At 56.4% G+C, this 24,656-nt stretch carries 22 protein-coding genes and 1 pseudogene; 12 read left to right on the top strand and 11 right to left on the bottom strand.

The genetic code is table 11. The features are described 5' to 3' along the window. Positions 1-50: 50 nt before the first annotated feature. Together RGW60_RS23855 and RGW60_RS23850 are read right to left on the bottom strand one after the other, a co-directional pair. On the bottom strand, positions 51-914 hold the full coding sequence (locus RGW60_RS23855) for a methyl-accepting chemotaxis protein (RefSeq protein WP_407074108.1): 864 nt from the start codon (positions 912-914) through the stop codon (positions 51-53). Continuing rightward, a pseudogene (locus RGW60_RS23850) lies at positions 906-1,676 on the bottom strand (MCP four helix bundle domain-containing protein); the annotation flags it as partial. The gene RGW60_RS23855 and the pseudogene RGW60_RS23850, both read right to left, overlap by 9 nt. 240 nt (positions 1,677-1,916) lie before the next feature. On the opposite strand from RGW60_RS23850, the gene RGW60_RS17340 reads away from it, so the two are divergent. Further along, positions 1,917-2,150, top strand: a complete 234-nt coding sequence (locus RGW60_RS17340) for a hypothetical protein (RefSeq protein ID WP_322205727.1) — start codon at positions 1,917-1,919, stop codon at positions 2,148-2,150. Continuing rightward, positions 2,147-2,449: a cell division protein ZapA gene (locus RGW60_RS17335; RefSeq protein WP_322205726.1), complete on the top strand. Its 303-nt coding sequence runs from the start codon at positions 2,147-2,149 to the stop codon at positions 2,447-2,449. Before RGW60_RS17340 ends, RGW60_RS17335 begins: the two co-directional genes overlap by 4 nt. Positions 2,450-2,582: 133 nt before the next feature. Here RGW60_RS17335 and RGW60_RS17330 read toward each other — a convergent pair whose 3' ends face one another. After that, complete coding sequence (locus tag RGW60_RS17330) at positions 2,583-3,626, bottom strand: low specificity L-threonine aldolase (protein ID WP_322205725.1); 1,044 nt, start codon at positions 3,624-3,626, stop codon at positions 2,583-2,585. 92 nt (positions 3,627-3,718) lie between these two features. Between RGW60_RS17330 and RGW60_RS17325 the strand changes: the two genes are divergently transcribed. The 8 genes from RGW60_RS17325 (at position 3,719) to fdhA (ending at position 13,768) form a co-directional block, all read left to right on the top strand. Beyond that, on the top strand, positions 3,719-4,450 hold the full coding sequence (locus tag RGW60_RS17325; protein WP_322205724.1) for a TraX family protein: 732 nt from the start codon (positions 3,719-3,721) through the stop codon (positions 4,448-4,450). 407 nt (positions 4,451-4,857) lie between these two features. After that, positions 4,858-6,111 (top strand): serine hydroxymethyltransferase, encoded by a 1,254-nt coding sequence (gene glyA, locus RGW60_RS17320; protein WP_322205722.1) that lies wholly within the window; start codon positions 4,858-4,860, stop codon positions 6,109-6,111. A 15-nt stretch (positions 6,112-6,126) separates the two neighbouring features. Then, on the top strand, positions 6,127-7,377 hold the full coding sequence (locus RGW60_RS17315) for a sarcosine oxidase subunit beta family protein (protein WP_299833178.1): 1,251 nt from the start codon (positions 6,127-6,129) through the stop codon (positions 7,375-7,377). Between the two features lie 14 nt (positions 7,378-7,391). After that, complete coding sequence (locus tag RGW60_RS17310; protein WP_322166486.1) at positions 7,392-7,706, top strand: sarcosine oxidase subunit delta; 315 nt, start codon at positions 7,392-7,394, stop codon at positions 7,704-7,706. Further along, entirely contained in the window at positions 7,703-10,720 is a 3,018-nt protein-coding gene (locus RGW60_RS17305) for a sarcosine oxidase subunit alpha (protein WP_322205721.1), read from the top strand. The genes RGW60_RS17310 and RGW60_RS17305 overlap by 4 nt, the downstream gene beginning before the upstream one ends. 134 nt (positions 10,721-10,854) lie before the next feature. Next, the gene (locus RGW60_RS17300; RefSeq protein ID WP_322205720.1) at positions 10,855-11,487 is read left to right on the top strand and encodes a sarcosine oxidase subunit gamma; all 633 of its coding nucleotides are present in this window, start codon (positions 10,855-10,857) and stop codon (positions 11,485-11,487) included. Positions 11,488-11,605: 118 nt separating this feature from the next. Next, entirely contained in the window at positions 11,606-12,463 is an 858-nt protein-coding gene (gene purU / locus RGW60_RS17295) for a formyltetrahydrofolate deformylase (RefSeq protein WP_322205719.1), read from the top strand. 105 nt (positions 12,464-12,568) lie between these two features. Further along, a complete protein-coding gene (gene fdhA / locus RGW60_RS17290) occupies positions 12,569-13,768 on the top strand; it encodes a formaldehyde dehydrogenase, glutathione-independent (RefSeq protein ID WP_322205718.1) in 1,200 nt (399 codons plus the stop codon). Positions 13,769-13,861: 93 nt separating this feature from the next. On the opposite strand, the gene RGW60_RS17285 is transcribed toward fdhA, so the two are convergent. The 3 genes from RGW60_RS17285 to RGW60_RS17275 all read right to left on the bottom strand — a co-directional run bounded on the left by RGW60_RS17285 (position 13,862) and on the right by RGW60_RS17275 (position 15,984). Continuing rightward, complete coding sequence (locus RGW60_RS17285) at positions 13,862-14,536, bottom strand: anti-sigma factor domain-containing protein (RefSeq protein WP_322205717.1); 675 nt, start codon at positions 14,534-14,536, stop codon at positions 13,862-13,864. Then, complete coding sequence (locus RGW60_RS17280; protein ID WP_407074106.1) at positions 14,533-15,171, bottom strand: sigma-70 family RNA polymerase sigma factor; 639 nt, start codon at positions 15,169-15,171, stop codon at positions 14,533-14,535. The genes RGW60_RS17285 and RGW60_RS17280 overlap by 4 nt, the downstream gene beginning before the upstream one ends. 222 nt (positions 15,172-15,393) lie before the next feature. Next, the gene (locus tag RGW60_RS17275) at positions 15,394-15,984 is read right to left on the bottom strand and encodes a fasciclin domain-containing protein (protein WP_322205716.1); all 591 of its coding nucleotides are present in this window, start codon (positions 15,982-15,984) and stop codon (positions 15,394-15,396) included. A 219-nt stretch (positions 15,985-16,203) separates the two neighbouring features. On the opposite strand from RGW60_RS17275, the gene RGW60_RS17270 reads away from it, so the two are divergent. Both RGW60_RS17270 and RGW60_RS17265 read left to right on the top strand, forming a co-directional pair. After that, positions 16,204-16,734 (top strand): DUF2780 domain-containing protein, encoded by a 531-nt coding sequence (locus tag RGW60_RS17270; RefSeq protein WP_322205714.1) that lies wholly within the window; start codon positions 16,204-16,206, stop codon positions 16,732-16,734. 128 nt (positions 16,735-16,862) lie between these two features. Next, positions 16,863-17,363, top strand: a complete 501-nt coding sequence (locus tag RGW60_RS17265) for an ATP-dependent zinc protease (protein ID WP_322205713.1) — start codon at positions 16,863-16,865, stop codon at positions 17,361-17,363. A gap of 107 nt (positions 17,364-17,470) precedes the next feature. Here the strand turns inward: RGW60_RS17265 and RGW60_RS17260 are convergent, their stop codons facing one another. The 5 genes from RGW60_RS17260 to RGW60_RS17240 all read right to left on the bottom strand — a co-directional run bounded on the left by RGW60_RS17260 (position 17,471) and on the right by RGW60_RS17240 (position 24,655). Further along, entirely contained in the window at positions 17,471-18,100 is a 630-nt protein-coding gene (locus RGW60_RS17260; RefSeq protein ID WP_322205712.1) for a glutathione S-transferase family protein, read from the bottom strand. A 75-nt stretch (positions 18,101-18,175) separates the two neighbouring features. Then, the gene (locus RGW60_RS17255) at positions 18,176-19,243 is read right to left on the bottom strand and encodes a hypothetical protein (RefSeq protein WP_322205711.1); all 1,068 of its coding nucleotides are present in this window, start codon (positions 19,241-19,243) and stop codon (positions 18,176-18,178) included. Continuing rightward, positions 19,240-19,896 (bottom strand): hypothetical protein, encoded by a 657-nt coding sequence (locus tag RGW60_RS17250; protein ID WP_322205710.1) that lies wholly within the window; start codon positions 19,894-19,896, stop codon positions 19,240-19,242. Before RGW60_RS17250 ends, RGW60_RS17255 begins: the two co-directional genes overlap by 4 nt. Further along, on the bottom strand, positions 19,893-20,960 hold the full coding sequence (locus RGW60_RS17245) for a hypothetical protein (RefSeq protein ID WP_322205709.1): 1,068 nt from the start codon (positions 20,958-20,960) through the stop codon (positions 19,893-19,895). Before RGW60_RS17245 ends, RGW60_RS17250 begins: the two co-directional genes overlap by 4 nt. After that, complete coding sequence (locus RGW60_RS17240; protein ID WP_322205708.1) at positions 20,957-24,655, bottom strand: hypothetical protein; 3,699 nt, start codon at positions 24,653-24,655, stop codon at positions 20,957-20,959. The genes RGW60_RS17245 and RGW60_RS17240 overlap by 4 nt, the downstream gene beginning before the upstream one ends. Position 24,656: the final 1 nt, after the last annotated feature.

The following is a 24,656-nucleotide window of genomic DNA, read 5'->3' as shown; positions in this document are numbered from 1 at the left end:
CCAACGTTCGGGGCGCAGTTCACGTGTATGAGAATTTATTCGCGAGTGGCTTACAACCTGAAGCGCGACACCATACTGCTCAGGTCCACCGCCAGGCGCGATAGTTCGTTGCTGGCGGAGCTGGTCTGAGTAGCACCCGTGGCCGATTGCACTGACAAGTCGCGGATATTCACCAGATTGCGGTCAACTTCCCTGGCCACTTGCGCTTGCTCTTCTGCCGCGCTCGCGATAACCAGGTTGCGTTCGTTTATTTGCACGATGGCAACGTTGATGGTGTCTAGCGCCAAGCCTGCGCCTTTAGCAATATTCAGCGTCGACTCAGCACGCTCGGTGCTGTTGCGCATCGAGTTAACCGCCTGCTCAGTACCGCCCTGAATGCTGCCGATCATCCGTTCGATTTCGCTGGTGGACTGTTGAGTGCGGTGCGCCAATGCGCGAACTTCGTCAGCGACGACGGCAAATCCACGGCCCGCTTCACCGGCGCGCGCGGCTTCGATCGCTGCGTTAAGGGCCAGCAAGTTGGTCTGGTCGGCCAGGCCCCGAATCACGTCCAGCACCTTGCCGATATCGCGGGATTCGTTAGCCAGGTTGCCGATCAGTTCGGCGGTGCTTTGTACGTCGCCGCTCATGCGTTCGATAGCGCCGACGGTTTCCATGACCAACTCGCGGCCATCGCTTGCCGATGTGGTGGCATTTTTTGACGCGTCGGAGGTGCTGACGGCATTGCGCGCGACTTCCTCCACGGCGGTGGTCATCTGGTTGACTGCCGTTGCCGCTTGTTCGATTTCTTTGTTTTGCTGCGCCAATCCCCGAGCACTTTCATCGGTCACGGTGTTGAGCTCTTCAGCCGCCGACGCTAGCTGGGTGGCGGACCCTGAAATGTGGTGCAGCGTGTCGCGTAATTTTGCCTGCATCTTTTGCATGGCCTTGAGCAAGCGCCCGATTTCGTCACTGCCTTCAACTTTAATTTGGCGCGTCAGGTTACCTTCAGCGATGTCTTCGGCTACCAATAAGGCTTCCGAAACCGGGTGCGTGATGCTGTTGGTTAGCAACCAAGCGAACAGCACCGTCAGGAAAGTTGCAATGATGAGAAGCCCGACCACCATGTTGAACGCCAGCGAATACTGATCGGCGCCTTCAGCATTAGCAATGGTCATCTGTTGGGTATTGATATCTACCAATTTAGTCAGGATGACGTTCATCTGGTCCGAGTTATCTTGAAGATCGGCGTTGAGCAGCGTTTCCAGCTCGTCGATCTTATTGGCCCGGCTCAAACTTCGCATACGGTCTTCAAGCTGCCGGTACTGAGCGACCAACTGCAAAAACTGGTTATACGTGGTCTTTTCGTCGGCACCTTCGATGAGTTTTTCGTAACTGGCTTGAGCTTCAGTCACCATTTGATCGCGTTTGGTCATTGAGTCCAGAGTTTTCTCCTGGACTATCGGATCGCGGTTTAGCGCTAGGCGAAAAGACAGCACACGCAAGCGAACGCTATGTTCAATCAGCTTGTCCAGGTTTCGGATACTGGGCAGGGTGTTCTGAGTAATGACCTCGCCCGCGGTGCGAATTTTGTTCATTTGCGTCAGGGCAAAAACACCCAGAATCAGCATCAATGCGCCTATCAGAGAAAATCCGAGAAATGCGCGCGGTGCGATATTGATATTTCGAAGAGACATAGGATTTCCAGGGGCGCGTTCCGCGCAGCGAGAAGCAAATAGACAGCAACCTGTATCACCTATCGGACGCAAGACTAAAGTCTTGAGTGTGTTGACCGAGTATTTGTCGTCTTTCGGATAGGTCCGACGACCAGCAGGAACCAGAGTGGGAAAATGCAGTCAGTAGCACTCGTTATGCATTTACGGTGGGGTGACTTTTCTTTATCGTGTGCGCCCTTGAAATTTGCTTGAGAAATCAAAATGTTGGAATCATCCCTGAGTCAATTGGAACAACTGGTCGGCGACCTCGTACAGCAGAATCAGGCGCTGCAAGCCGCTAATTCGCAGCTAAGCGCAGAGCTGGCGCAAGTGAAGGATGAAAATGACAGTCTTCAATTGAATGTGTTGGAGCAAGAAGAAAAACAAGGCGCGACCGCTGCCCGGATTCAGGCGCTGGTTGATCGTGCCACCCGCGTTACCGCTGTCAGCGCATGAGTAACGACAGGGACGGGATCAAGGTCGTCTCGATTCTGGGCAACGACTACTCGATCAAGGCGCCGATTGGAGAAGAGCAAACCCTCCTGGAAGCCGCGGTTATGCTCAAGGCAGCCCTGGCAGACACCAAGCGCAAATACCCCAGTCTGATGGGTGACAAGTTGCTGGTGTTGGCCGCGTTGAACCTGTGTTCGCAGCAAGTCGAACTCAAGCAGCGGCACAAAAAGGAACTCAACCGTTATCAAGAGCAAGTCAGCGCCACGGTTGAAGTGATATCCAAGACTATTGCTCAGGGCTGAATCGAGCCGGTAATGCGGTGCAACTCTGTGGGACCGAATTCATTCGGGAAGGAAACAACGCGGTGTTACCGACAGTCCGCGCCGCCCAATTCCCGAATAAATTCGGTCCCACAGAAAAGCCACCAATCTGCATTTATCCCGCCTGCATCACTAACCGAATGTCCGCCGCCAATTCACGTACGCGGTCTTCCTCGGTATCCCATGAGCACATGAACCGCGCGCCTCCATCGCCGATGAAGGTGTAGAAGCGCCAGCCTTTATTCGTCAGTGCTTTGATCGCAGGTTCCGACATCTGTAAGAACACGCCGTTAGCTTGCACCGGAAACATGAGTTCTACGCCGGGAATGTCTTTCACCAATTCCGCGAGCAGTTGCGCGCAATGGTTGGCATGGCGGGCGTGCTTGAGCCATGCGTCGTTTTCCAGCAGGCCAACCCATGGCGCTGAGAGGAAGCGCATCTTCGACGCCAATTGCCCGGCTTGTTTGCAGCGGTAATCGAAGTCTTCGGCCAGCTTGTGGTTGAAGAACAGAATCGCTTCGCCCACTGCCATGCCGTTTTTGGTGCCGCCGAAACACAACACATCAATGCCGGCTTTCCACGTCAGCTCGGCGGGTGTGCAATTAAGGAAGGCGCAGGCATTGGAGAATCGCGCGCCGTCCATGTGCAGGTGCAGACCGAGTTCTTTGCAGGTGGCGCTGATGGCCTTGAGTTCTTCTATCTGATAAACGCTGCCGACTTCAGTTGCTTGGGTCAGGGTCACAACCCGGGGTTTGGGGTAGTGAATATCCTGACGCTTGAGTGCGACTTCGCGAATCGACTCCGGGGTCAGCTTGCCGTTTTCGCTGCGGGCGGTCAGCAGTTTGGAACCGTTTGAAAAAAACTCAGGCGCGCCGCATTCGTCGGTTTCGACGTGGGCGGTTTCCGAGCAGATAACGCTATGGTAACTCTGGCATAACGACGACAACGCCAGAGAGTTGGCGGCGGTGCCGTTGAAGGCGAAAAACACCTCGCAGTCGGTTTCGAACAATTGACGGAAATGATCCGACGCGCGAGCGGTCCATTCATCATCGCCATATGCCCTTTGATGGCCGTGATTGGCCTGTTCCATGGCGGCCCAGGCCTCGGGGCAGATCCCGGAGTAGTTGTCGCTGGCAAACTGCTGGCTTTTATCTGTCATGGCCGATTCCCTTTGATCGAAGATGGCGCACTTTACCCACGATTGCGGGTTCAGGTCATGGGTTGTTCGGTTTTGCCCGACTGTGGAGCGTTATGAGATCGTCGCAAACGATGACAAGAGACACCGCGCTAGACCTGTTGAAGTGGTTGGCGGTGCTGAGCATGGTTCTCGATCATCTGCGCTATGTAGGCTGGTCGCTGAACATTCTATACGTGCCGGGCCGCTTGGCCTTTCCGTGGTTTTGCCTGGCGATTGCCGCCAATCTTGCACGTAAAGGATCGGGTCAGGGCGTTCAGTGGCGTTATTTGGGATCGATGGTGGTGTTCGCGTGTGTGGCGGAACTGCCGTATCGCCTGTACATATCGGCTGATGCGACGACGTTGAGCGTGATGCCGACGTTGGCTGTAGGGCTGCTGGTGGCGCGGGGCTGGATTGATCGCACGGTTTCGGCGTGGGTGCTGGCAGGCTTGGCATTGCTGCTGGCATGGGTTTTTCGCGAACAGCTGATGTTCGGCTTTTATGGTGCACTGTTACCGTTGTCGTTTTTATGGGCGCTGCGCAGACCCTGGTACGCCGCGCTGTTGCCGGGGGCAGTGTGTTTGGCAAGCAATGCCTGGCCGCAAATGTTTGCCGGCGCCAGTTGGGGTGACCCAATCTCGATTGGCGGGATTATCGTGTGCTTGTCTGCGCCGTTGATCGGGCTGGCGATCTTGCGCTCTCATCCACCTATCGCGATTTGGCCCATGCGCCGCTGGGCGTACGCAATCTATCCCGTGCATTTTTTGCTGTTATTGGCCCTGCGGACAGCAGTCGGGCCACTGTAGCTGGCCCCCCCCCGCTGATTTCGAGCGGAAAACCTGGGCCGGCTGCATTGACGCTTTCGTTGGCAAGCCCACTTCCACAGGATTTCGGCAGGCCCGGAATAAATAGTAGGCATCGAACATTCATCGCACGGCGGCTCCTACCGCGCGCTTGCTCGCGATCAGATGCGCAGCAGTCGTAAACCTTGAATTCAGCCTTTGGGATCGCCTCGCGCTCCATCGGAGGCAAGCCCGCTCCTACATCTTTAGCCACCAATTATCTCTGCGCGCCAACCCATGTCGTAAACGCACCTTTGCGTGGCGTCCATAGGCATTTGGCCTGTCTGCGTCGGACCTACCATCGCATCCAAAGGGCGCTTTACAAGCCCTATCGATAAGCTAGGCGCAGCGCCGCCGCTGGGAGAACCGCGATGTTCAGCAAGCTAGACCAAATCCAAGGTTATGACGATGCACTGTTGGCAGCGATGAATGCCGAGGAGCAACGCCAGGAAGACCACATTGAGCTGATCGCTTCGGAAAACTACACCAGCAAGCGTGTAATGGAAGCTCAAGGCAGCGGCCTGACCAACAAATACGCCGAAGGCTACCCCGGCAAGCGTTACTACGGCGGCTGTGAACACGTCGATAAAGTTGAGTCGCTGGCCATCGAACGCGCCAAGCAATTGTTCGGCGCCGATTACGCCAACGTTCAGCCGCACTCCGGCAGCCAAGCGAACGCCGCTGTTTATCTGGCCCTGTTGAATGCAGGCGACACGGTATTGGGCATGAGCCTGGCCCATGGCGGTCACCTGACTCACGGCGCCAAGGTCAGCTTCTCCGGCAAGCTCTATAACGCAGTGCAATACGGCATCGACACCACCACGGGCTTGATCGACTACGACGAAGTCGAGCGCATCGCCATGGAATGTAAGCCGAAAATGATCATCGCCGGGTTCTCGGCGTATTCGAAGACTCTGGATTTCCCGCGTTTTCGCGCCATCGCCGACAAAGTGGGCGCTTACCTGTTCGTCGACATGGCCCACGTTGCCGGTCTGGTCGCTGCGGGTCTTTACCCGAACCCGCTGCCGTACGCTGACGTCGTGACCACCACCACCCACAAAACCCTGCGCGGTCCACGTGGCGGTTTGATTCTGGCTAAAGCCAACGAAGAACTTGAGAAAAAATTCAACTCGGCGGTATTCCCGGGTGGCCAAGGTGGGCCATTGATGCACGTTATCGCCGCCAAAGCGGTGTGTTTCAAAGAAGCTATGGAGCCAGGCTTCAAGGTGTATCAGCAACAAGTGATCGACAATGCTCAAGCTATGGCGCAAGTGTTCATGGACCGTGGCTACGATGTCGTTTCCGACGGTACTGACAACCACCTGTTTTTGGTCAGCCTGATTCGTCAGGGCCTCACCGGTAAAGAAGCTGACGCCGCCTTGGGCCGCGCGCACATTACCGTGAACAAAAACTCGGTACCGAATGATCCACAATCGCCCTTCGTCACCTCGGGCCTGCGTATAGGCACCCCGGCTGTCACGACACGCGGTTTCAAAGTGACCCAGTGCGTCGAGTTGGCGGGCTGGATTTGTGACATTCTCGACAACCTCGGCGATGCCGATGTCGAGGCCAATGTTGCCAGCCAAGTTGCCGCGCTGTGCACCGATTTTCCGGTTTATCGCTGAGTCAGGAGTAGATCCATGCAGCATTACTCAGGCTTCGGCCTCTTCAAGCACTCCCTCAGCCATCATGAAAACTGGCAGAAGATGTGGCGCACGCCGACCCCGAAAAAAGTCTACGACGTGGTTATCGTCGGCGGCGGCGGGCATGGTTTGGCCACGGCTTACTATTTAGCCAAAGAGCACGGCATCACTAACGTGGCCGTGGTCGAAAAAGGTTGGTTGGGCGGCGGCAACACCGCGCGCAACACCACCATCGTGCGCTCCAACTACTTGTGGGACGAATCGGCGCACTTGTACGAGCACGCCATGAAACTGTGGGAAGGCTTGTCGCAGGACATCAACTACAACGTGATGTTCTCTCAGCGCGGCGTCTATAACCTGTGCCATACCCTGCAAGACATGCGCGACTCAGAACGCCGGGTCAGTGCTAACCGTCTGAACGGCGTGGACGGCGAGTTGCTCAATCAGAAACAGGTCGCAGAAGAAATCCCGTACCTGGACTGCTCGAAAAACACCCGTTATCCGATCATCGGCGCCACCGTTCAACGCCGTGGCGGCGTTGCGCGTCACGATGCTGTGGCCTGGGGCTTTGCCCGCGCGGCTGACGCCTTGGGCGTTGACCTGATTCAACAAACCGAAGTCATTGGTTTCCGTAAAGAAAACGGCGTGTGCATCGGTGTGGAAACCAATAAAGGCTTCATCGGCGCCAAGCGCGTCGGCGTCGTCACTGCTGGTAACTCCGGGCACATGGCTAAACTGGCGGGCTTCCGCCTGCCGATCGAATCACACCCGCTGCAAGCACTGGTGTCTGAGCCGATCAAACCGATTATCGACAGCGTGATCATGTCCAACGCGGTTCACGGCTACATCAGCCAGTCCGACAAGGGCGACTTGGTGATCGGTGCCGGTATCGACGGTTGGGTTGGCTATGGTCAACGCGGTTCATACCCGGTGATCGAACACACGATTCAGGCCATCGTCGAGATGTTCCCGGTGTTGTCCCGTGTGCGCATGAACCGTCAGTGGGGCGGTATCGTTGACACCACGCCAGACGCGTGTCCGATCATTTCCAAGACCCCGGTGGGCAACATGTTCTTCAACTGCGGTTGGGGCACCGGTGGTTTCAAAGCCACTCCGGGTTCGGGCAACGTGTTTGCCGCAAGCCTTGCTAAAGGCGAGATGCACCCCTTGGCAAAACCATTTTCCATCGACCGTTTCCACAACGGTGCGCTGATCGACGAACACGGCGCCGCGGCTGTCGCCCACTAACAGGAGAAATCCCTATGTTGCACATCTTCTGTCCTCACTGTGGCGAGTTGCGCTCTGAAGAGGAGTTTCACGCTTCGGGGCAGGCTCATATCCCGCGTCCATTGGACCCGAACACCTGCACTGATGCTGAGTGGGGCGATTACATGTTTTTCCGCGATAACCCACGCGGCCTACATCACGAGTTGTGGGACCACGTTGCCGGTTGCCGTCAGTATTTCAATGCGACCCGTGACACCGTGACCTACGAAATTCTCGAGACTTACCTGATCGGCGAGAAACCGCAGTTCACCGCTAAAGCGGCTACTCCGGTATTGGGAGACAAGGCATGAGCCAGAACAATCGCCTGCCTAACGGTGGCCGTATCGACCGTAGTAAGGTGCTGAATTTTACCTTCAATGGCCAGAGCTATCAGGGCTATGAAGGCGACACATTGGCCGCTGCATTGCTGGCCAATGGCGTCGACATTGTTGGCCGCAGCTTCAAGTATTCGCGTCCTCGAGGGATTTTCGCCGCCGGCTCCGAAGAGCCGAACGCGGTATTGCAGATCGGTTCGACCGAAGCCACGCAAATTCCCAACGTGCGCGCCACGCAACAAGCGCTGTATCAGGGTTTGGTCGCCACCAGCACCAACGGCTGGCCGAGCGTAAACACTGACGTGATGGGGATTCTCGGTAAGGTCGGCGGCAAGCTGATGCCGCCGGGCTTCTACTACAAAACCTTCATGTACCCGCAATCGTTCTGGATGACCTACGAGAAGTACATTCGTAAGGCCGCGGGTCTTGGCCGTTCGCCGACTGAGAACGACCCTGACACCTACGATGCGATGAACCATCACTGTGACGTGTTGATTGTGGGCGCCGGCCCTGCTGGCCTGGCTGCTGCATTGGCTGCTGGTCGCAGCGGTGCTCGGGTCATCCTCGCCGATGAACAGGAAGAGTTCGGCGGCAGCCTGCTCGACAGCCGTGAAAGCCTGGATGGCAAACCGGCGGCCGAATGGGTTGCGACGGTGCTGGCTGAGCTGAAGACCCTGCCGGACGTAATCCTGTTGCCCCGCGCCACGGTCAACGGCTACCACGACCATAACTTCCTGACCATTCACGAGCGCCTGGCCGATCACCTCGGTGACCGTGCGCCAATCGGCCAAGTACGTCAGCGTATGCACCGGGTTCGCGCCAAGCGTGTCGTGCTGGCGACCGGTACTCACGAGCGTCCACTGGTTTACGGCAACAACGACGTGCCGGGCAACATGCTGGCTGGCGCTGTTTCCACCTACGTGCGTCGTTACGGCGTGGCACCGGGTAAAAAACTGGTGCTGTCGACCAACAACGATTACGCCTACCGCGTTGCATTGGATTGGCTCGACGCTAGCCTGCAAGTGGTGGCTATCGCTGACGCCCGGAGCAATCCACGCGGTGCGTTGGTTGAAGAAGCACGGGCCAAAGGCATTCGGATTCTGACCTCCAGCGCCGTAGTTGAAGCGCGTGGCACCAAGCGCGTAACTGCCGCGCGGATTGCCGCCATCGACGTCAAAGGCCATCGCGTTACCAGCCCTGGCGAGTGGCTCGATTGCGATTTGGTCGGCAGCTCCGGTGGTTACAGCCCCATCGTTCACTTGGCCTCCCATTTGGGCGGCAAGCCGATCTGGCGTGAAGACATCCTCGGTTTCGTACCGGGCGAAGCACCGCAGAAACGCGTGTGCGTTGGCGGTATCAATGGTGTGTTCGGCTTGGCTGATGCCCTGGCCGATGGCTTTGAAGGCGGCGCTCGCGCAGCCAATGAAGCGGGCTTCAAGATCGTTGAAGGCACATTGCCCAAAGCGCTGACCCGTTTGGAAGAGCCGACCCTGGCGTTGTTCCAGGTGCCGCACGAAAAAGCCACGGCACGGGCGCCCAAGCAATTCGTCGACCTGCAAAACGACGTCACCGCCGCCGCCATTGAACTGGCGACCCGCGAAGGCTTTGAGTCGGTTGAACACGTTAAGCGCTATACCGCACTGGGTTTCGGTACCGATCAAGGCAAGCTCGGCAACGTCAACGGTCTGGCGATTGCTGCCCGCTCGTTGAACATGTCGATCACCGAAATGGGCACTACGATGTTCCGCCCGAACTACACCCCGGTCACCTTCGGCGCCATCGCCGGTCGTCACGCCGGTCACATCTTCGAGCCTGTGCGCTTCACGGCGCTGCACGCCTGGCACGTTAAAAACGGTGCCGAATTCGAAGATGTCGGTCAGTGGAAGCGTCCGTGGTACTTCCCGAAAAACGGCGAAGACCTGCACGCAGCCGTCAGCCGTGAATGCAAAGCCGTGCGCGACAGCGTCGGCCTGCTCGATGCCTCGACACTGGGCAAAATCGACATTCAAGGCCCGGATGCCCGTGAGTTTCTCAACCGCATCTACACTAACGCCTGGACCAAACTCGACGTGGGCAAGGCGCGTTACGGCCTGATGTGTAAAGAAGACGGCATGGTCTTCGACGACGGCGTAACCGCTTGCCTCGCCGACAACCACTTCTTGATGACCACCACCACTGGCGGCGCTGCACGCGTATTGCAATGGCTGGAAATCTATCAACAGACCGAATGGCCAGACCTGAAGGTGTACTTCACTTCTGTGACTGACCATTGGGCAACCTTGACGTTATCCGGCCCGAATAGCCGCAAGCTGCTCAGCCAAGTCACCGACATCGATCTAGACAAGGACGCGTTCCCGTTCATGACCTGGAAAGAAGGCTTGGTCGGCGGCGTCCCGGCACGGGTGTTCCGTATCTCGTTCACCGGTGAGCTGTCCTACGAAGTGAATATCCAGGCCAACTACGCCATGGGCGTTCTGGAAAAAATCATCGAAGCGGGCAAGCAGTACAACCTGACCCCGTATGGCACCGAAACCATGCACGTGCTGCGGGCCGAGAAGGGTTTCATCATCGTCGGCCAAGACACCGACGGCTCGATGACTCCGGATGACTTGAACATGGGCTGGTGTGTTGGCCGGACCAAACCGTTCTCGTGGTTGGGCTGGCGTGGCATGAACCGTGAAGATTGCGTGCGTGATCAACGTAAGCAGTTGGTGGGCCTCAAGCCGATTGATCCGACCAAATGGTTGCCGGAAGGTGCGCAGTTGGTGTTCGACACTAAACAGTCGATCCCGATGACGATGGTTGGACACGTGACGTCGAGCTACACCAACGGCACGCTGGGTTATTCGTTTGCGCTGGGTGTGGTCAAAGGCGGCTTGAAGCGCATGGGTGAAAGGGTGTTCGCACCGTTGGCCGATGGCAGCGTGATCGAAGCCGAAATTTGCTCCTCGGTGTTCTTCGATCCCAAAGGCGAACAGCAGAACGTTTGACGCGGGTTGCTTAACCTGTAGAAGCTAACTTTTGGCGAGAGGTTTGACGCGGTAATCCAGATCTACCGCTTCGCCAACAAGTTGGCTCTACAGAGCGCGTTTTGGCAACAATACAGAATTCAAACAGGTGCTCTATGACCACAGCCAACGTTTACCAACAACGGCCAACGACCGGTGAAAAAGCCGAGTCACCGTTGTTTCACGCCGACCTCGGCAGCTTGGTCGGCAAGGGCCGCAACAACCCTGGCGTGACGCTGCGCGAGAAAAAATTGTTGGGCCATCTGACACTTCGTGGCGATGGTCATGACGCAGCCTTCGCCGCAGGTGTACATAAAGCCTTGGGCATGGAGTTACCGGGCGCACTCAAGGTTGTGATCAGCGGCGAAAGCTCATTGCAGTGGCTCGGTCCGGATGAATGGCTGCTGATTGTTCCGAGCGGCGAAGAAATGGGCGCTGAGCAGCGTTTGCGCGACGCATTGGTCGGGCATCACATCGCCGTCATCAACGTCAGCGGCGGACAAAGCCTGCTGGAACTCACCGGACCAAAGGTTCGCGAACTGCTGATGAAATCCACCAGCTACGACGTGCACCCGAATAATTTCCCGGTGGGTAAGGCGATCGGCACTGTATTCGCCAAATCGCAATTGGTGATTCGTCGTACCGGCGAGCAGACCTGGGAATTAGTCATCCGCCGCTCGTTCTCCGATTACTGGTGGATGTGGCTGCAAGATGCCAGTGCGGAGTATGGGTTGAGTATCCAAGGCTAATCACTGTAGGACCGAATTCATTCGGGAAGCGGGCAATTGGGTTGGACTGATGCACCGCGGCGCTCCACTTCCGAATGAATTCGGTCCCACGGGTCAATTTGCAAACAAGGAACAGAAAATGAGCCGCGCCCCCGACACATGGATTTTGACTGCCGATTGCCCGAGCGTTTTAGGTACGGTGGACGCGGTGACCCGCTATCTGTACGAGCAGAATTGTTACGTGACCGAGCACCACTCCTTCGATGACCGGCTGTCGAGCCGGTTCTTCATTCGCGTCGAGTTTCGCCAACCGGAGGGCTTTGATGAAGAGGCATTCCGCGCAGGTTTGGCGGCGCGTGGTGAGGCTTTCGGGATGGCGTTCGAACTGACAGCGCCCAACTACCGGCCTAAAGTGGTGATCATGGTTTCCAAAGCTGATCACTGCTTGAATGACTTGCTTTATCGTCAACGCATCGGGCAACTGTCCATGGATGTCGTTGCTGTGGTGTCCAACCATCCTGACCTGGAACCCTTGGCACGCTGGCATGATGTCCCTTATCACCATTTCGCCCTTGATCCCCATGATAAATCCGCACAAGAGCGTCAGGTGTGGCAAGTAATTCAGGAAGCCGGCGCCGAACTGGTGGTGCTTGCGCGCTACATGCAAGTGCTGTCGCCCGAGCTGTGCCGTCGTCTCGATGGCTGGGCGATCAACATCCACCACTCGTTGCTACCGGGCTTCAAAGGTGCAAAACCCTATCATCAGGCCTACAACAAAGGCGTAAAACTGGTCGGCGCAACCGCGCACTACATTAACAACGACCTCGACGAAGGCCCGATCATTGCTCAGGGCGTCGAAACGGTCGATCACAGCCACTACCCCGAAGACCTGATTGCCAAAGGTCGTGACATCGAGGCGCAAACATTGGCCAGGGCAGTGGGTTATCACATTGAACGACGGGTGTTTTTGAACGCAAGCAGGACGGTGGTGCTTTAGGTGCAGCTTTAAGCTGCAAGCAATAAGAGAACAGCAGTACGAGGTGAGCTTGCACTTGCAGCTCACCCCCTTCCTCTTCACAACAACAAATACAGAGGTGACGGCATGTCTGGTAATCGTGGTGTGGTGTATCTCGGCGGCGGCAAAGTCGAAGTACAGAAAATCGACTATCCCAAAATGCAGGATCCGCGCGGCAAGAAGATTGAGCACGGTGTCATCCTGCGCGTGGTATCCACCAACATCTGTGGTTCCGATCAACACATGGTACGCGGCCGCACCACTGCCCAGGTCGGCCTGGTCCTTGGCCATGAGATCACCGGTGAAGTGATCGAAATGGGCAGCGGCGTCGAAAACCTGAAGATCGGCGACCTGGTATCGGTTCCTTTCAACGTAGCCTGCGGCCTGTGCCGCTCGTGCAAGGAGCAACACACCGGTGTCTGCCTGAGCGTCAACCCGGGCCGCCCCGGCGGTGCCTACGGTTACGTCGACATGGGCGACTGGACCGGTGGCCAAGCGGAGTATGTGCTGGTGCCGTATGCCGACTTCAACCTGCTCAAGCTGCCGGATCGCGACAAGGCCATGGAAAAGATCCGTGACTTGACCTGTCTCTCCGACATTTTGCCGACCGGTTACCACGGCGCTGTCACGGCGGGCGTTGGCCCAGGCAGCTCGGTGTATATCGCCGGGGCGGGTCCGGTCGGTCTGGCGGCCGCTGCTTCGGCGCGTCTGCTGGGTGCTGCGGTGGTGATCATCGGTGACGTCAACCCGGTCCGCCTGGCCCACGCCAAGGCTCAGGGCTTCGAAATCGCCGATCTGTCCCTGGACACGCCACTGCACGAGCAGATCGTCGCACTGCTGGGTGAGCCGGAAGTCGACTGTGCCGTCGACGCCGTTGGCTTCGAAGCTCGCGGTCATGGCCATGACGGCGCGAAGCACGAGGCTCCGGCTACCGTACTTAACTCGCTGATGGGCGTGGTTCGCGTGGCTGGCAAGATCGGTATTCCTGGCTTGTACGTCACCGAAGATCCAGGTGCCGTCGATGCCGCTGCGAAAATGGGCAGCCTGAGCATTCGCTTCGGTCTGGGCTGGGCTAAATCTCACAGCTTCCACACCGGCCAAACTCCGGTCATGAAGTACAACCGCCAACTGATGCAAGCCATCATGTGGGACCGCATCCATATCGCTGACATCGTCGGCGTTGAGGTGATCAGCCTGGACCAGGCGCCACGTGGTTATGGCGAATTTGATGCCGGTGTGCCGAAGAAATTTGTGATTGATCCGCATAAGTTGTTTAGTGCGGCGTAATGATTTGTCGGTAACAAAAAGGGCGCCTGAAGGCGCCCTTTTTTGTGAGTGATGGTTTTTGTGGAGCCAACCAATTGGCTCCTACAGGTAATTCTACAACCCTGCCAATGCCCCTTTATACAAGATCGGTCCGGTCGGTTTCCCGGTCGGCGAACCACCTGTAGGTTCAAGAGTGACCGCCAAGGTGACTGGCTTGTCCAGCAGTCGTTGTTGGCTTTCGCTCAAGTCGAGCCGACCTTTAGCGTTAGCTGGCAAAACACCGAGGGAAACCGGTTGGCCGTTTGCCGGGATGGCCCACAGTTCAAGGCTGCGGTCTGGATTGACGGATGCCAGTGTCAATGGCTCCACTTCCAGATGTCGGTTGTAAGCGTTGACACTGATCGCCGGTTGTTGGTTTGAGGCCATCAACGTGGCGTTGTAAGTGAGGGTGTCACGGTTGTAGAGCACACCCACAACAATCGCGATCATCAGCGAGCAGGCGACGGCAGCGATACGCAGCCAACTCCAGAGCGGCCGCTTGTGCGGCACATGCAGCGTTTGCGGGTTGATCCGCGCCACAATGGCCAGCCAGACGCGCTCTGGCACGGCTTGCTCGGGCAATGGATCAGTGAGGCTGGCAAGCGTTTTTTGCCAATGAGCCAATTCAGCACGCAATGCTGGATCATCCAACAGTAAATGCTCGAAACGAAGGCGCGCGGCAGTGGACATCAAACCGATGGCGTAGTCAGCGGCGAGGGCGCGGCGCAGTGCGGGTTGTTGATAATTCATGATTCAAGACACCTGCGCAGGCGCTCCATGCCTCGGCGAATCCACGATTTGACCGTGCCTAATGGCGCGGCCAATTGCGTGGCGAGATCAGCGTGGGACACTCCATGGAAATACGCCGTGATAATCGATTTGCGCTGCATCCCATCAAGGGTATCTAGACAGCGCTGCAATGCATTGGCTTCGCGCTGGCTGTCGAGTTGTTCATGGGCGGATGGGCCGTCGTCCATAAGCGCAGCGGCTTGGTCGTCGGTCAACGGGACTTCCCGGTGCTTGCGCAGTTGGTCAATGGCCATATTACGAGTGATGTTGACCATCCAAGTCATTGGAGCCGAAAGATTGGAATCGTAACGCGAGGCGTGATGCCAAATACGGACAAAGGCTTCTTGCAGGACTTCTTCGGCCAAATCGTTGCGACTCATACAACGCAAGGCGACAGCGAATAAGCGTCCGGAAACGCTGCGGTACAGGTTCTCAAAAGATCGGCGGTTGCCCAGCGAACATTGAGCCAATAATTGCCTGAGTTCATCGGCATCGACAGAAGAAATAGTGGCTCTCCAAACAAGATAAAGGTGCTGACCATGCTTTTTGGCAACTTCATGGCAGGGTAGTTCAGGTTTCTTCGCTGTTCCATTCACCTTTTATGCTCACTTCATAGGACGGTTTACGCGCTGTGGCTAAGCATCCGTGACCTGTAGGAGATGTCGTCCCGTCTTCGAAGCAGTGCGGCCGTGCCTCAACAACGGGATATGTAGGAGCTGCCGAAGGCTGCGATAAGGTCGGCACTACGTTCGGCTGTTAAAAAAACGGCCGGTTTCCGACCCCATCGCAGCCTTCGGCAGCTCCTACAAAGTGGGGCGTTAGCTCTTAGGCATCAGCACTTTGTCGATGACGTGAATCACGCCATTGGATTGCGTAACGTCGTATGTGCTGATGTCGGCAACGCCACCTTTTTCATCTTTGATGATGATGTTATGCGGACCGTTCATCATCAGGATCAGCTTGCCGCCGCTGACGGTGGTCAATTCGGTTTTACCGCCGCCCGCCTTGATACGCTTGGCGAGTTCCTCCATGTCAAGGTTACCGGCGACAACGTGATAGGTCAGGATATGGGTCAACGTGGCTTTGTTTTCAGGTTTTAGCAGGGTGTCTACCGTGCCTGCTGGCAAAGCGGCGAACGCCGAGTTGACCGGGGCGAACACAGTGAATGGGCCTTTACTTTTCAAGGTGTCGACAAGACCTGCGGCTTTCACTGCAGCGACAAGAGTGGTGTGGTCTGCGGAGTTGACGGCGTTATCGACAATAGTTTTGCTGGGCGACATACCCATGCCGCCAACCATTACCATGTGCGACATATCAGCCGCTTGCACGGTTGAAAACATAAAACCGGCGGACAACGCCAGTGTTAGGAGGCTGGCAATCATTGGCGCCTTAATCGAAGTGCGTGTCATGTGAGTGATCCTTATTAATTGGTTGGAAAATCGGCCAGAGGTCTGTCCGTGCTTGATATACGCAGCGCCTGCGGATATGGATGCATACCCGTGAACTATATTTTTCTTGCACTTAAGGAATAGGGCATCGCCGGCACCAGGGAACAATTCTGGAACTGCTGCGGTCAAAACGGCAGTTTTCTACCGGCATGGCCGGACATGAATCAAGGAGTTACATCGATGCAAATCACACGCGCTGTTGCACTCGCTACGCTTATGGTCTCGGCCGCGACCCCGGTATTCGCCTTCAACCTGAGTGACGTCGCTGGCGCGGTTGCCGGTTCCACCGGAGTTAATCAGAACGCGGCCTCTACGCCTCAAGCTTCCGGTCTGCTGAGTGCATTGGGCAGTCAATTGAACGTGACCCCGACGCAAGCCGTCGGCGGCACGGGCGCTTTAATGGGACTAGCCCAAAACAAATTGAGCAGTGGAGATTACTCAGCGCTGACCAAGTCAGTTCCGGGCCTCGATCAACTCTCTGGTGCGGGGGCACTCAGCAGTTTGTTGGGCAATGCGGGCGGTTCATCTGTCTCAGGCACGTTAGATAACGTTAAGAGCATGACCGACGTAAACTCGGCCTTCAGCAAGTTGGGCATTAGTGGCGACACAGCGAGCCAGTTTGCGCCAGTGATCCTGAAATACTTGGGTGACCAAGGCACCAGCGGCACGGTTTTGAAAAGTCTAAGCAGCATCTGGGGCGTCGGTAGCTAAAGGCCTAACGCATGATGTTGCGGAGTATTAATGCCGTTGTTTACGAATGTTTCACGTCGGCATGTTTATGCTGATGTCTATTAACGGTGGCGGCCCGCACGCTGTCTTCATTTTGAGAATCCCCCTACGTGAAATCGATTCTGGCGCTGTTTTCCTTGCTCGCGCTGCCTGTAATGGCTGCGGAGCCAACGTTATATGGTCGCTATGAGTACATCGGTGTGCCGGAATTCGGCGTCGTGCTCCAGGGCAAAATGGACACTGGCGCGTTGACCGCTTCGTTGTCGGCCAAAGACATTCAACTGTTCAAGCGAGATGGCGAAGACTGGGTGCGTTTCCGCCTGGCGACCAAGGATGCCAGCGATAAAGTTTACGAACATAAGGTCGCACGAATCAGCCGTATCAAAGGCCGTCTTGATGGCGACGAGGAAGATGAGTCGGTCGACCCAGCCAAGCGTCCGGTTGTAGATCTTGAGCTATGCCTGGGCAAGGCCAAGCGAACGGTAGAGGTCAATTTGGTAGACCGTCGTAATTTCAACTTTCCGTTACTAATCGGCGCCAAAGCCCTGCGAGAGTTTGGCGCGGCGGTTAATCCGGCTCGGCGTTACACCGCAGATAAGCCAGATTGTTGAGTCTGCTCGAACTTTTTTCGTCGGCAAGCCAACGGATAATTTGGGAGGCTTGCCCGCGAGGAGCCCGCACGGTCCAGCACGCATAGGTGTTTATTTCCATTGAGCGCCTAAACGCTTGGTTGTGTGCTCAGCATCGACGGCCGCTTGCTTACGTCCGCGTACCAGTTGGCCAGGCGTGGGTAACTGCTGCGCCAATTTAAATCTGGCTGGCGAAAGTCTAAATAGCCCAGCGCCGCGGCCACGCCGATGCTGGCGATATCGAATTGCGAGCTGAGCTCAGCGACCGCATCCTGCTCAAAATAGGCGAGCGTCCTCTGGATTTTTTCTGCCTGATTATCCAGCCATAAATCCCAGTGCTTTTCTGGCGGACGCAAGAAGGTTTCATAACGAATCAGCAGCGCTGCATCCAGCACGGCATCTGCTAGCGACGCCAGGGTCAACCTTCTCCAGCGCGCAGAGCCATCACGCGGGATCAACGGATTGCCCGCATGTTGATGATCGAAATAGTCGAGAATCACCCGACTGTCATCAATCACATTTCCGTCCGCCAGGCGCAAGGTCGGGAGCTTACCTGTTGGGTTTTCCTGAATGAGCACAGCATCGGGGCTTACCGGGGTAGGAAGCGTCTGTAGCAACGTCACGCGCTCAAACTGCCCTGTCTCATGCAACAAGATCAGAACTTTGCGAGCGAAAGGCGATGCCACGTTGTAGAACAGCGTGGTGCTGGGACTGGACATGGAAAATCCTCAGACGAGACAGTTGAGTAGACTAATTGGCGCCGGAGTGGGTGGCAATCTGGAATGGCCAAATTCTCAATCCACATACTCTACATACCGCGCCATCAGGTTCGGGCGCTGGAAGGTGTCGATTTGATCGATCTTGCCGCGCATGTCGTAGAGTTCTTGGTCGAAGGTAGCGTCGTCCATATCGATCCAGAACCTTGGATTGCGGCCAATCTTGCGGTCGTATTCAGCTGTTGTCGGGTCGAGATGTCGGTATTGTTCGTAGCGCGGCAAGTCTGGCAACGGGCGGCTGGTGTCCATGTAATTCTGCAGAAAATCCCACAGCGCGCAGCACAACTGACCTTCGCCGGGAGCGAATAAGGGCCGGAAGTTGATGACGATGTCGCGGTAGCGATGGGCGATGTACAGCACGTTCGTCACTAAACCCTGACGATCCGGGATAGTCGCGATGTAAGCATCGAACTCGTAAAACGGCGCAGTGAGTTCACCGATGGTGCCGTTCTTTTTGTACTCGCCGTTGTTGTCGTAATCGAAAAGGGTGACGAGACCTGTACGGCGGTTTATTTCCCAGATCGGGCCTCGGGAGGGCTTGACCCAGAGTTTAGGGAAATAGCGCATGATTAGGGAGGCGGTTGCCCAAGAAAATAATGGGATTCCTAAAAACCATGAGTAAACGCCAATAAATCCGTCTATTGCCAAGTCGCCCCAAGACATGTCTAAGACCAACCCTAGAACAACGTATGAAAGTACGCTTATCGGCAGAAGAAACAAAAAACCTCCTTTTCCAAATACTAGGAGGTAAGCCCAGAACTGCGATCGCTTTGACCATAAAGAAAACCTGAAGCGTTCGTGGTCGTGCCGGTCATGGAAATCTACATGCTCATAAGGCGCTGGCACATAGGTACCAAGGGTTAATTGTTCCTTTTTTACCTGCTCGGCTTTTTCCACACGACGTAATTTTACCGGCGCTGCTTCGCTCAAAAAATCGTCCAGCGCAACTTCTTGCGTTAGCCCCCAAGGGAGGCGAAATTTAGCGAAGCGCCGTATCCACGAGCGCTCTGCTGAAGGTGGTTGTTTGGGCATCCGGTCAGAGCGGTATGCGGTGACGGCGTAATAGGACGAATTTATTGCAGTCATTGGTCGTCATGCGCTTTATGGGTGGTTTCATCTGCCCAGAACGGTTGTTCGATTTCTTTGAAGTTGGGTGCGGCGTGGGCTGCGCCGAAAGGGGTTGGGTCTCTGGGCCTAGGTGCGGGAAATACCCAGGATGAACTGCCATCGCTTAGTGTCAGTTGGGCACGGACTTGCCATTGTGTGTGAACCGACACGGTGTCGTTTGAGCGTGAAACTTCAACCAGCGTTTCCCAAGGTGTTTGCAAGAATATTTCCATTCCATCGGGCTTCGGCCGGTACGCCTTAGGCTTGGCCTCGGGAAATAGGTGGGTTTCTTCGCGAGGCGGCCCATCAAAGCGAACGCGGGATCGGCGAACTTTCAGCAGTGCACACGAGGCTTTGGTGCTGAGGTCGCCCAGTCCGGTCAATAGGCCGGGCAGGTTGCTCTCGATTCGGATGCGGGTATCAGATGCGCGTATATCCATGGGCACCGGATTATAGTTCTCGATGCAGGCCGGGAGGCAGTATTCCGGGTTGGCTTCAACGGTGATCCGAATGTTGGCAAACAGGCTGACCAAGTAGTAGAACGCATTTTCCGGGGCTTGCAGATGGGGCGCTCGGTCACTGTTAGGGCCGAAGGGCCCCGCACTAATCCACATGGCATTCGAGGGACTCAATCCACATACTCCACATACCGCGCCATCAAGTTCGGGCGCTGGAAGGTGTCGATCTGATCGATCTTGCCGCGCATGTCGTAGAGTGCTTGCTTGAATGCGGCATCGTCCATATCGATCCAAAACCTTGGGTCGCGGCCGATTTTGCGGTCGTATTCAGCCGTTGTTGGATCGAGGTGGCGGTATTGTTCATAGCGCGGCAAGTCCGGTAGCGGCCGGCTGGTGTCCATGTAGTTTTGTAAAAAGTCCCATAACGCGCAGCACAACTGACCTTCGCCGGGTGCCAGCAAAGGACGAAAGTTAATCACGATGTCGCGGTAGCGGTGGGCGATATACAGCACGTTCGTCACTAAGCCTTGGCGGTCCGGGATGGTGGCGATGTAGGCGTCGAACTCGTAAAACGGCGCAGTGAGTTCACCGATGGTGCCGTTGTTTTTGTACTCGCCGTTGTTGTCGTAATCGAAGAGTGTGACGAGACCGGTACGGCGGTTAATTTCCCAGATGGGGCCTCGGGAGGGTTTGACCCAGAGGTGGGGGAGGAAGCGAATGACTAGGGCGGCGATTGCCCAGCAGAAAAGTTGCGGCAGTAGAAGTACATGCGCTGATGCTTCGAATAACGAAACTAATGCGTCTAGATAGGGTTCTCTAGATTTAGTGGCACCAGCGAAGATAGTCATTAAATACACGGGAAGTACGATAATGAATCCCCACTTTCCGAATAGGTTTAGATAGATCCAAAACTGAGATCTTTTTGACCACAACGAAAACCTGAAGCGTTCATTATCGTGCCGATCATGGAAGTCCACGTGTTCGTATGGCGCTGGTACATAAGTACCTAAAGCCACCTTTTCCTTTTTTTCCTGCAAGCCTTTTTCTACCCGTCGGAGATCCTCAGGTGACGCCTCTGTCAAAAAATCATCGGGTGCGACTTGTTGAGTTAGTCCCCACGGCAAACGCACCTTGGAAAAGCGCCGTATCCACGAACGCTCAGCTGATGGTTGTTGCTTGGGGATGCAATCTACTCGATACGCTGTCGCCGCGTAGTAAGGCGAGTTGAGCGACTTCAATTGTCGCCCCTTGCCCTATGGGTGGTTTCATCAGCCCAGTAGAGTTGTCCAACTTCCTTGAAGTTAGGTGCTGCGTGGGTGGAATTGAACGGCGTCGGGTCTTTAGGCTTTGGCGCCGGGAATACCCACGACGAATCGCCATCGCTTAATGTCAGTTGGGCACGGACTTGCCATTCGATATGCGCCGACACTGCATCGTTAGAGCGAGCTGTTTCGGCGTACCTCTCCCACGGTGTCACGATAAAGATTTCTAAGCCGTTAATTGTCCGCCGATACGTAATCGGTTTGGTCTCGGGATATAGCTGGGTTTCTACGCGAGGGGAGCCATCAAAACGAGTCTGGAATCGACGGACCATCATCAGCGCACACGATGCTTTGGTGCTGAGGTCGCCCGGTCCCGTCAGGAGGCCGGGCAAGTTGCTTTCTATTCGAATACGCGTGTCTGCCTCACGCACATACTTGGGTACCGGATTGTAGTGTTCGCTGTAGGCGGGGACGGTGTATTCCGGGTTGCGTTCAACGGTGATACGAATGTCGGCGATTAGGCTGACCAAGTAGTAGAAGGCCGGTTCCGGCGATTGGAGATGGGGTGCGCGATCAGCGTTTGGACCGAAGGGGCCTGCGCTTAGCCAGTCTTCGATGGGGGTCGAACCCAGCCAGTACACCAAGCTGAGACCGATGCTGACAAATATCAGGGTAATCCAGCCCAAAGGGCCTAATCCAAGGAGCGTGGCGCCACCGACGGTCATCGTACTTGCGATACCGGTTAGTCCCCCGGCGGCCATCAGCAGGTGGCCCCACTTGGCATCATCTCCCCATTGATGGGCATACCATGCGTCATACAGGTTGAGGCCGACGAAGACTGATCCGGCTGTAATTCTACCGAGCAGACTGGCGGTTATATTTTTGACCAGACGTTGGGCGAGCTTTGCACCCAGTACTCGGGTGCCAAATGCTTCGGGAATGACAAATAGGGTTTTATTGGCCGCTGAGAGAATGAGTTGGCTACCTGCTAACTTTACAGTTAACGCCTCCATAGCGATTAATAAGTCCAATCCCGCTCCGGCTGCGCCACCTACAGCCCTCAACTGTCCCTTTTCTCGCTCGACGGCATCCCACGCTACCCACTCATTCCTCAAATTCCAAACCTCTAACATCCCCACCATCGCGGCAAACGGTGTGGAGTTCAGCGCCTTGTACATCCACTCGCTCTTCAATGCCTGTTGGTGTTTAACCGCCTGCTGAATCGCATTGCCCCTGACCTTTTCTTGTTCGGCCATATTCTCCTGCCACGCCGCATTTACTCGTTGGTTCACGCTACTAACCAGCTGGGCAACCCGATGCTCGCGGGGCATGGCAATGACGATCGTGTTGGGGCGTAGGTCGCCGCCGTTGCGATAGTGCTGAGGTTCAACCATCGATATGTCGGACGCGGATCGATAGTCAAGGCTCGGCCTGCGCAGGCGCTCCGGGATTTCCGGCAGGTCGGTCAAGCCAAAGATGTACAGATTCTTGTTTCTGGCCTCTTGATGGGTGAGGAAGTGCAGGGCACCGAAACCACCCGGCAGCATGCTGCGCAATTGCGCCACGGCTCGCTTTTGCTGCGTCAGGTTTACTACTGGGGCTGGGGATGTGGTCGATATTGGAATATTTCGTGCTGCCTGCACCGCGCGCTCTGCGGTATCCACCGAGCCTTGCAGGTTTTCAAAAAGATTTCCCAGCGCGGCGGCCGCTGCTTTTAGGGTGCCGGTGAGGGTGTTGTTGAGGCTGCCGCTTTCCACCAGACCGGCCAGTAAATAAGCGTCGAGCGTATTGAGTTGCTTCGGGTCAATGACCTCACAACTGACAGCGGCCAGCAGTGCATTGGGCCGAAACAGCCCATCGCCACTGTTGATGTCTGGGACGGCGGATTGAACATACGGCGCGTTCGTATCCTGGGACTCAAGCGCTGGCCATAACATCCGATGCAGCGGATGGGTTTCATCATTGGCAATGTGTTGGATTAGCCGTTGTCCGTCGCTGGGGTCTGAGTCGCTTTTGCTCAGACCCGTCACGGCGTCGCCGACCTCACCATTGACTGCCAGGGGGTCGGTCTGAGAGGGCCGGGTCGCCAAGCTGGCAAACAGTTGGCTGACAAAATGCAGCGCGGCGACATAATCGAAGCCTTCCATGCTCAGGTGATCAGCAAGGGTCTGTTGGGTTCGCCGGGTTGTCAGGCATTCGCTCAGCAGTGCCTGGCTCATCTCCAGCGACCGCCAGAGCTGCTGGCGTTCACTGCTGGCGGTGAACCGATTGACGTCGATCCGACCTTGAAGCTTCAGTGCATTCAGGTTTTTATGCAGCGGATTGATACCGCCGCCCAGGGTGGATGGTACGACCAGTTGTTGCACCAGCAAGGCGCTGGCGTGATGCGCGTAGCGGCTGGCGCGGGCGGCGCAGAGTTGCAGCAGATTCTGTTGATCATTGATTCGGGTGTGCAGGTGGCGCAGCCGATAATGCGGGTCTTGCAGCATAACGCCGTACAGATTGCGTTGGCGTGCGCGGTGTAGCACGTCCGGGACTTCGGGCTGTTCGTGCCAGAGCTCGTCGCCAAGCTGCGGCGTACACAGTTCTCCCATCCAATGCGCCCACGCACCGGTTTCGAGGGCTGTCGCTTGGTAGGCCGCCTCACCGCGCTCAGAGCGGGTGACGTGGGCGTGCGCTTCGCTCAGCGCAATAACCGGAAACTGTCCACTCAAGTCGCACAGATAACGCGCCGGTTGGTCCAGCAGCCACTCATAACCTGGCTGGCGTGCCCGTTGTGGCGCGACCCTGCTGACTGGAAATGCGTGAGTGTCGTAATGTAGCCAACTGACGTGGGCATCGGCGGCTGCTTGAGGGCGCACGTTATCGTGAGCGTTAAGTGCACCCAATGCCTCAAGCATTGCAGTGCCATCGGGTTTGTTGTGAAAAAGCCGCTCGAACGTGGCAAGAGAACTTCGCAGGTTCGGGCTTTGGCAGCGTTGTCTGCGCAGCGCCGAGTCGTTCTCCAGGCAGCGCAATCGCGGACCGGACAATTGGATTTCGCTGAAGCACAGTTGAGGCGCTACCGGCAGGTTATTCCAGCTAGACGGCAGCCAGATATCTTCCAGCGCTTGGCCAGTCGCGAGCCGTGAACGGGGTTCGATTTCGTCCCCCATGCGGTATTCATTGAAATCGACGTCGTGGTAGGTGGTCCGTTCATCGTCGACCCGCACTTCCAGCTCGCGCCACACTCGACCGTTGAGGAACACGTAGATGAAACCCGCGCGGCACAACACTGGGGTGCCGTTATCGTGGGTGCTGTTGACACCGGGCAGCGCGACGAAGGGCACCACCGGGACGATCTGATTCCACTGGCCGTCGAACTGACGTGGAGTGATTGAGACCGGGGGCAGCGGCACCCGAATCGGTGCGCCTTCGACGCTGGCGATCTCCAGCCACACGCGGTGTTTGAAGGTGCTGGACCAGCTCCAGACGTGCAGAGCGCTGTTCAGTAAATACTCGCCGGTGAGGGTTTCGGGGCGGTCCGAATCAGTCAGGGCATCCAGTCGTTTCAAACTGTCGTGCTCATAAAACGCCAGCCGCTGGGTATCGGGATGGCCGTTGCCGGTGACCTGCACGATCAGCTTGTTGACTTCGCAGCAAGGGCCGCTGCTCAGTGTGCTCTGCGTCATG

Origin of the sequence: Pseudomonas sp. AB6, assembly GCF_034314105.1 — a bacterium.
Classification (GTDB): Bacteria; Pseudomonadota; Gammaproteobacteria; order Pseudomonadales; family Pseudomonadaceae; genus Aquipseudomonas.
The sequence above is the reverse complement of the archived record's forward strand: the minus strand, read 5'-3'. Positions and strand labels throughout refer to the sequence as shown.

What these genes read in the sequence shown, in the direction of transcription:
- fdhA (WP_322205718.1), top strand. Translation starts at nt 12,569, where the DNA reads ATGTCTGGTAATCGTGGTGTGGTGTATCTCGGCGGCGGCAAAGTCGAA.
- purU (WP_322205719.1), top strand. Translation starts at nt 11,606, where the DNA reads ATGAGCCGCGCCCCCGACACATGGATTTTGACTGCCGATTGCCCGAGC.
- RGW60_RS17335 (WP_322205726.1), top strand. Translation starts at nt 2,147, where the DNA reads ATGAGTAACGACAGGGACGGGATCAAGGTCGTCTCGATTCTGGGCAAC.
- RGW60_RS17240 (WP_322205708.1), bottom strand. Translation starts at nt 24,655, where the DNA reads ATGACGCAGAGCACACTGAGCAGCGGCCCTTGCTGCGAAGTCAACAAG.
- RGW60_RS17270 (WP_322205714.1), top strand. Translation starts at nt 16,204, where the DNA reads ATGCAAATCACACGCGCTGTTGCACTCGCTACGCTTATGGTCTCGGCC.
- RGW60_RS17310 (WP_322166486.1), top strand. Translation starts at nt 7,392, where the DNA reads ATGTTGCACATCTTCTGTCCTCACTGTGGCGAGTTGCGCTCTGAAGAG.
- RGW60_RS17305 (WP_322205721.1), top strand. Translation starts at nt 7,703, where the DNA reads ATGAGCCAGAACAATCGCCTGCCTAACGGTGGCCGTATCGACCGTAGT.
- RGW60_RS17340 (WP_322205727.1), top strand. Translation starts at nt 1,917, where the DNA reads ATGTTGGAATCATCCCTGAGTCAATTGGAACAACTGGTCGGCGACCTC.
- RGW60_RS17330 (WP_322205725.1), bottom strand. Translation starts at nt 3,626, where the DNA reads ATGACAGATAAAAGCCAGCAGTTTGCCAGCGACAACTACTCCGGGATC.
- RGW60_RS17300 (WP_322205720.1), top strand. Translation starts at nt 10,855, where the DNA reads ATGACCACAGCCAACGTTTACCAACAACGGCCAACGACCGGTGAAAAA.
- RGW60_RS17285 (WP_322205717.1), bottom strand. Translation starts at nt 14,536, where the DNA reads ATGAATTATCAACAACCCGCACTGCGCCGCGCCCTCGCCGCTGACTAC.
- RGW60_RS17260 (WP_322205712.1), bottom strand. Translation starts at nt 18,100, where the DNA reads ATGTCCAGTCCCAGCACCACGCTGTTCTACAACGTGGCATCGCCTTTC.
- RGW60_RS17255 (WP_322205711.1), bottom strand. Translation starts at nt 19,243, where the DNA reads ATGACTGCAATAAATTCGTCCTATTACGCCGTCACCGCATACCGCTCT.
- RGW60_RS23855 (WP_407074108.1), bottom strand. Translation starts at nt 914, where the DNA reads ATGCAGGCAAAATTACGCGACACGCTGCACCACATTTCAGGGTCCGCC.
- RGW60_RS17315 (WP_299833178.1), top strand. Translation starts at nt 6,127, where the DNA reads ATGCAGCATTACTCAGGCTTCGGCCTCTTCAAGCACTCCCTCAGCCAT.
- glyA (WP_322205722.1), top strand. Translation starts at nt 4,858, where the DNA reads ATGTTCAGCAAGCTAGACCAAATCCAAGGTTATGACGATGCACTGTTG.
- RGW60_RS17275 (WP_322205716.1), bottom strand. Translation starts at nt 15,984, where the DNA reads ATGACACGCACTTCGATTAAGGCGCCAATGATTGCCAGCCTCCTAACA.
- RGW60_RS17325 (WP_322205724.1), top strand. Translation starts at nt 3,719, where the DNA reads ATGAGATCGTCGCAAACGATGACAAGAGACACCGCGCTAGACCTGTTG.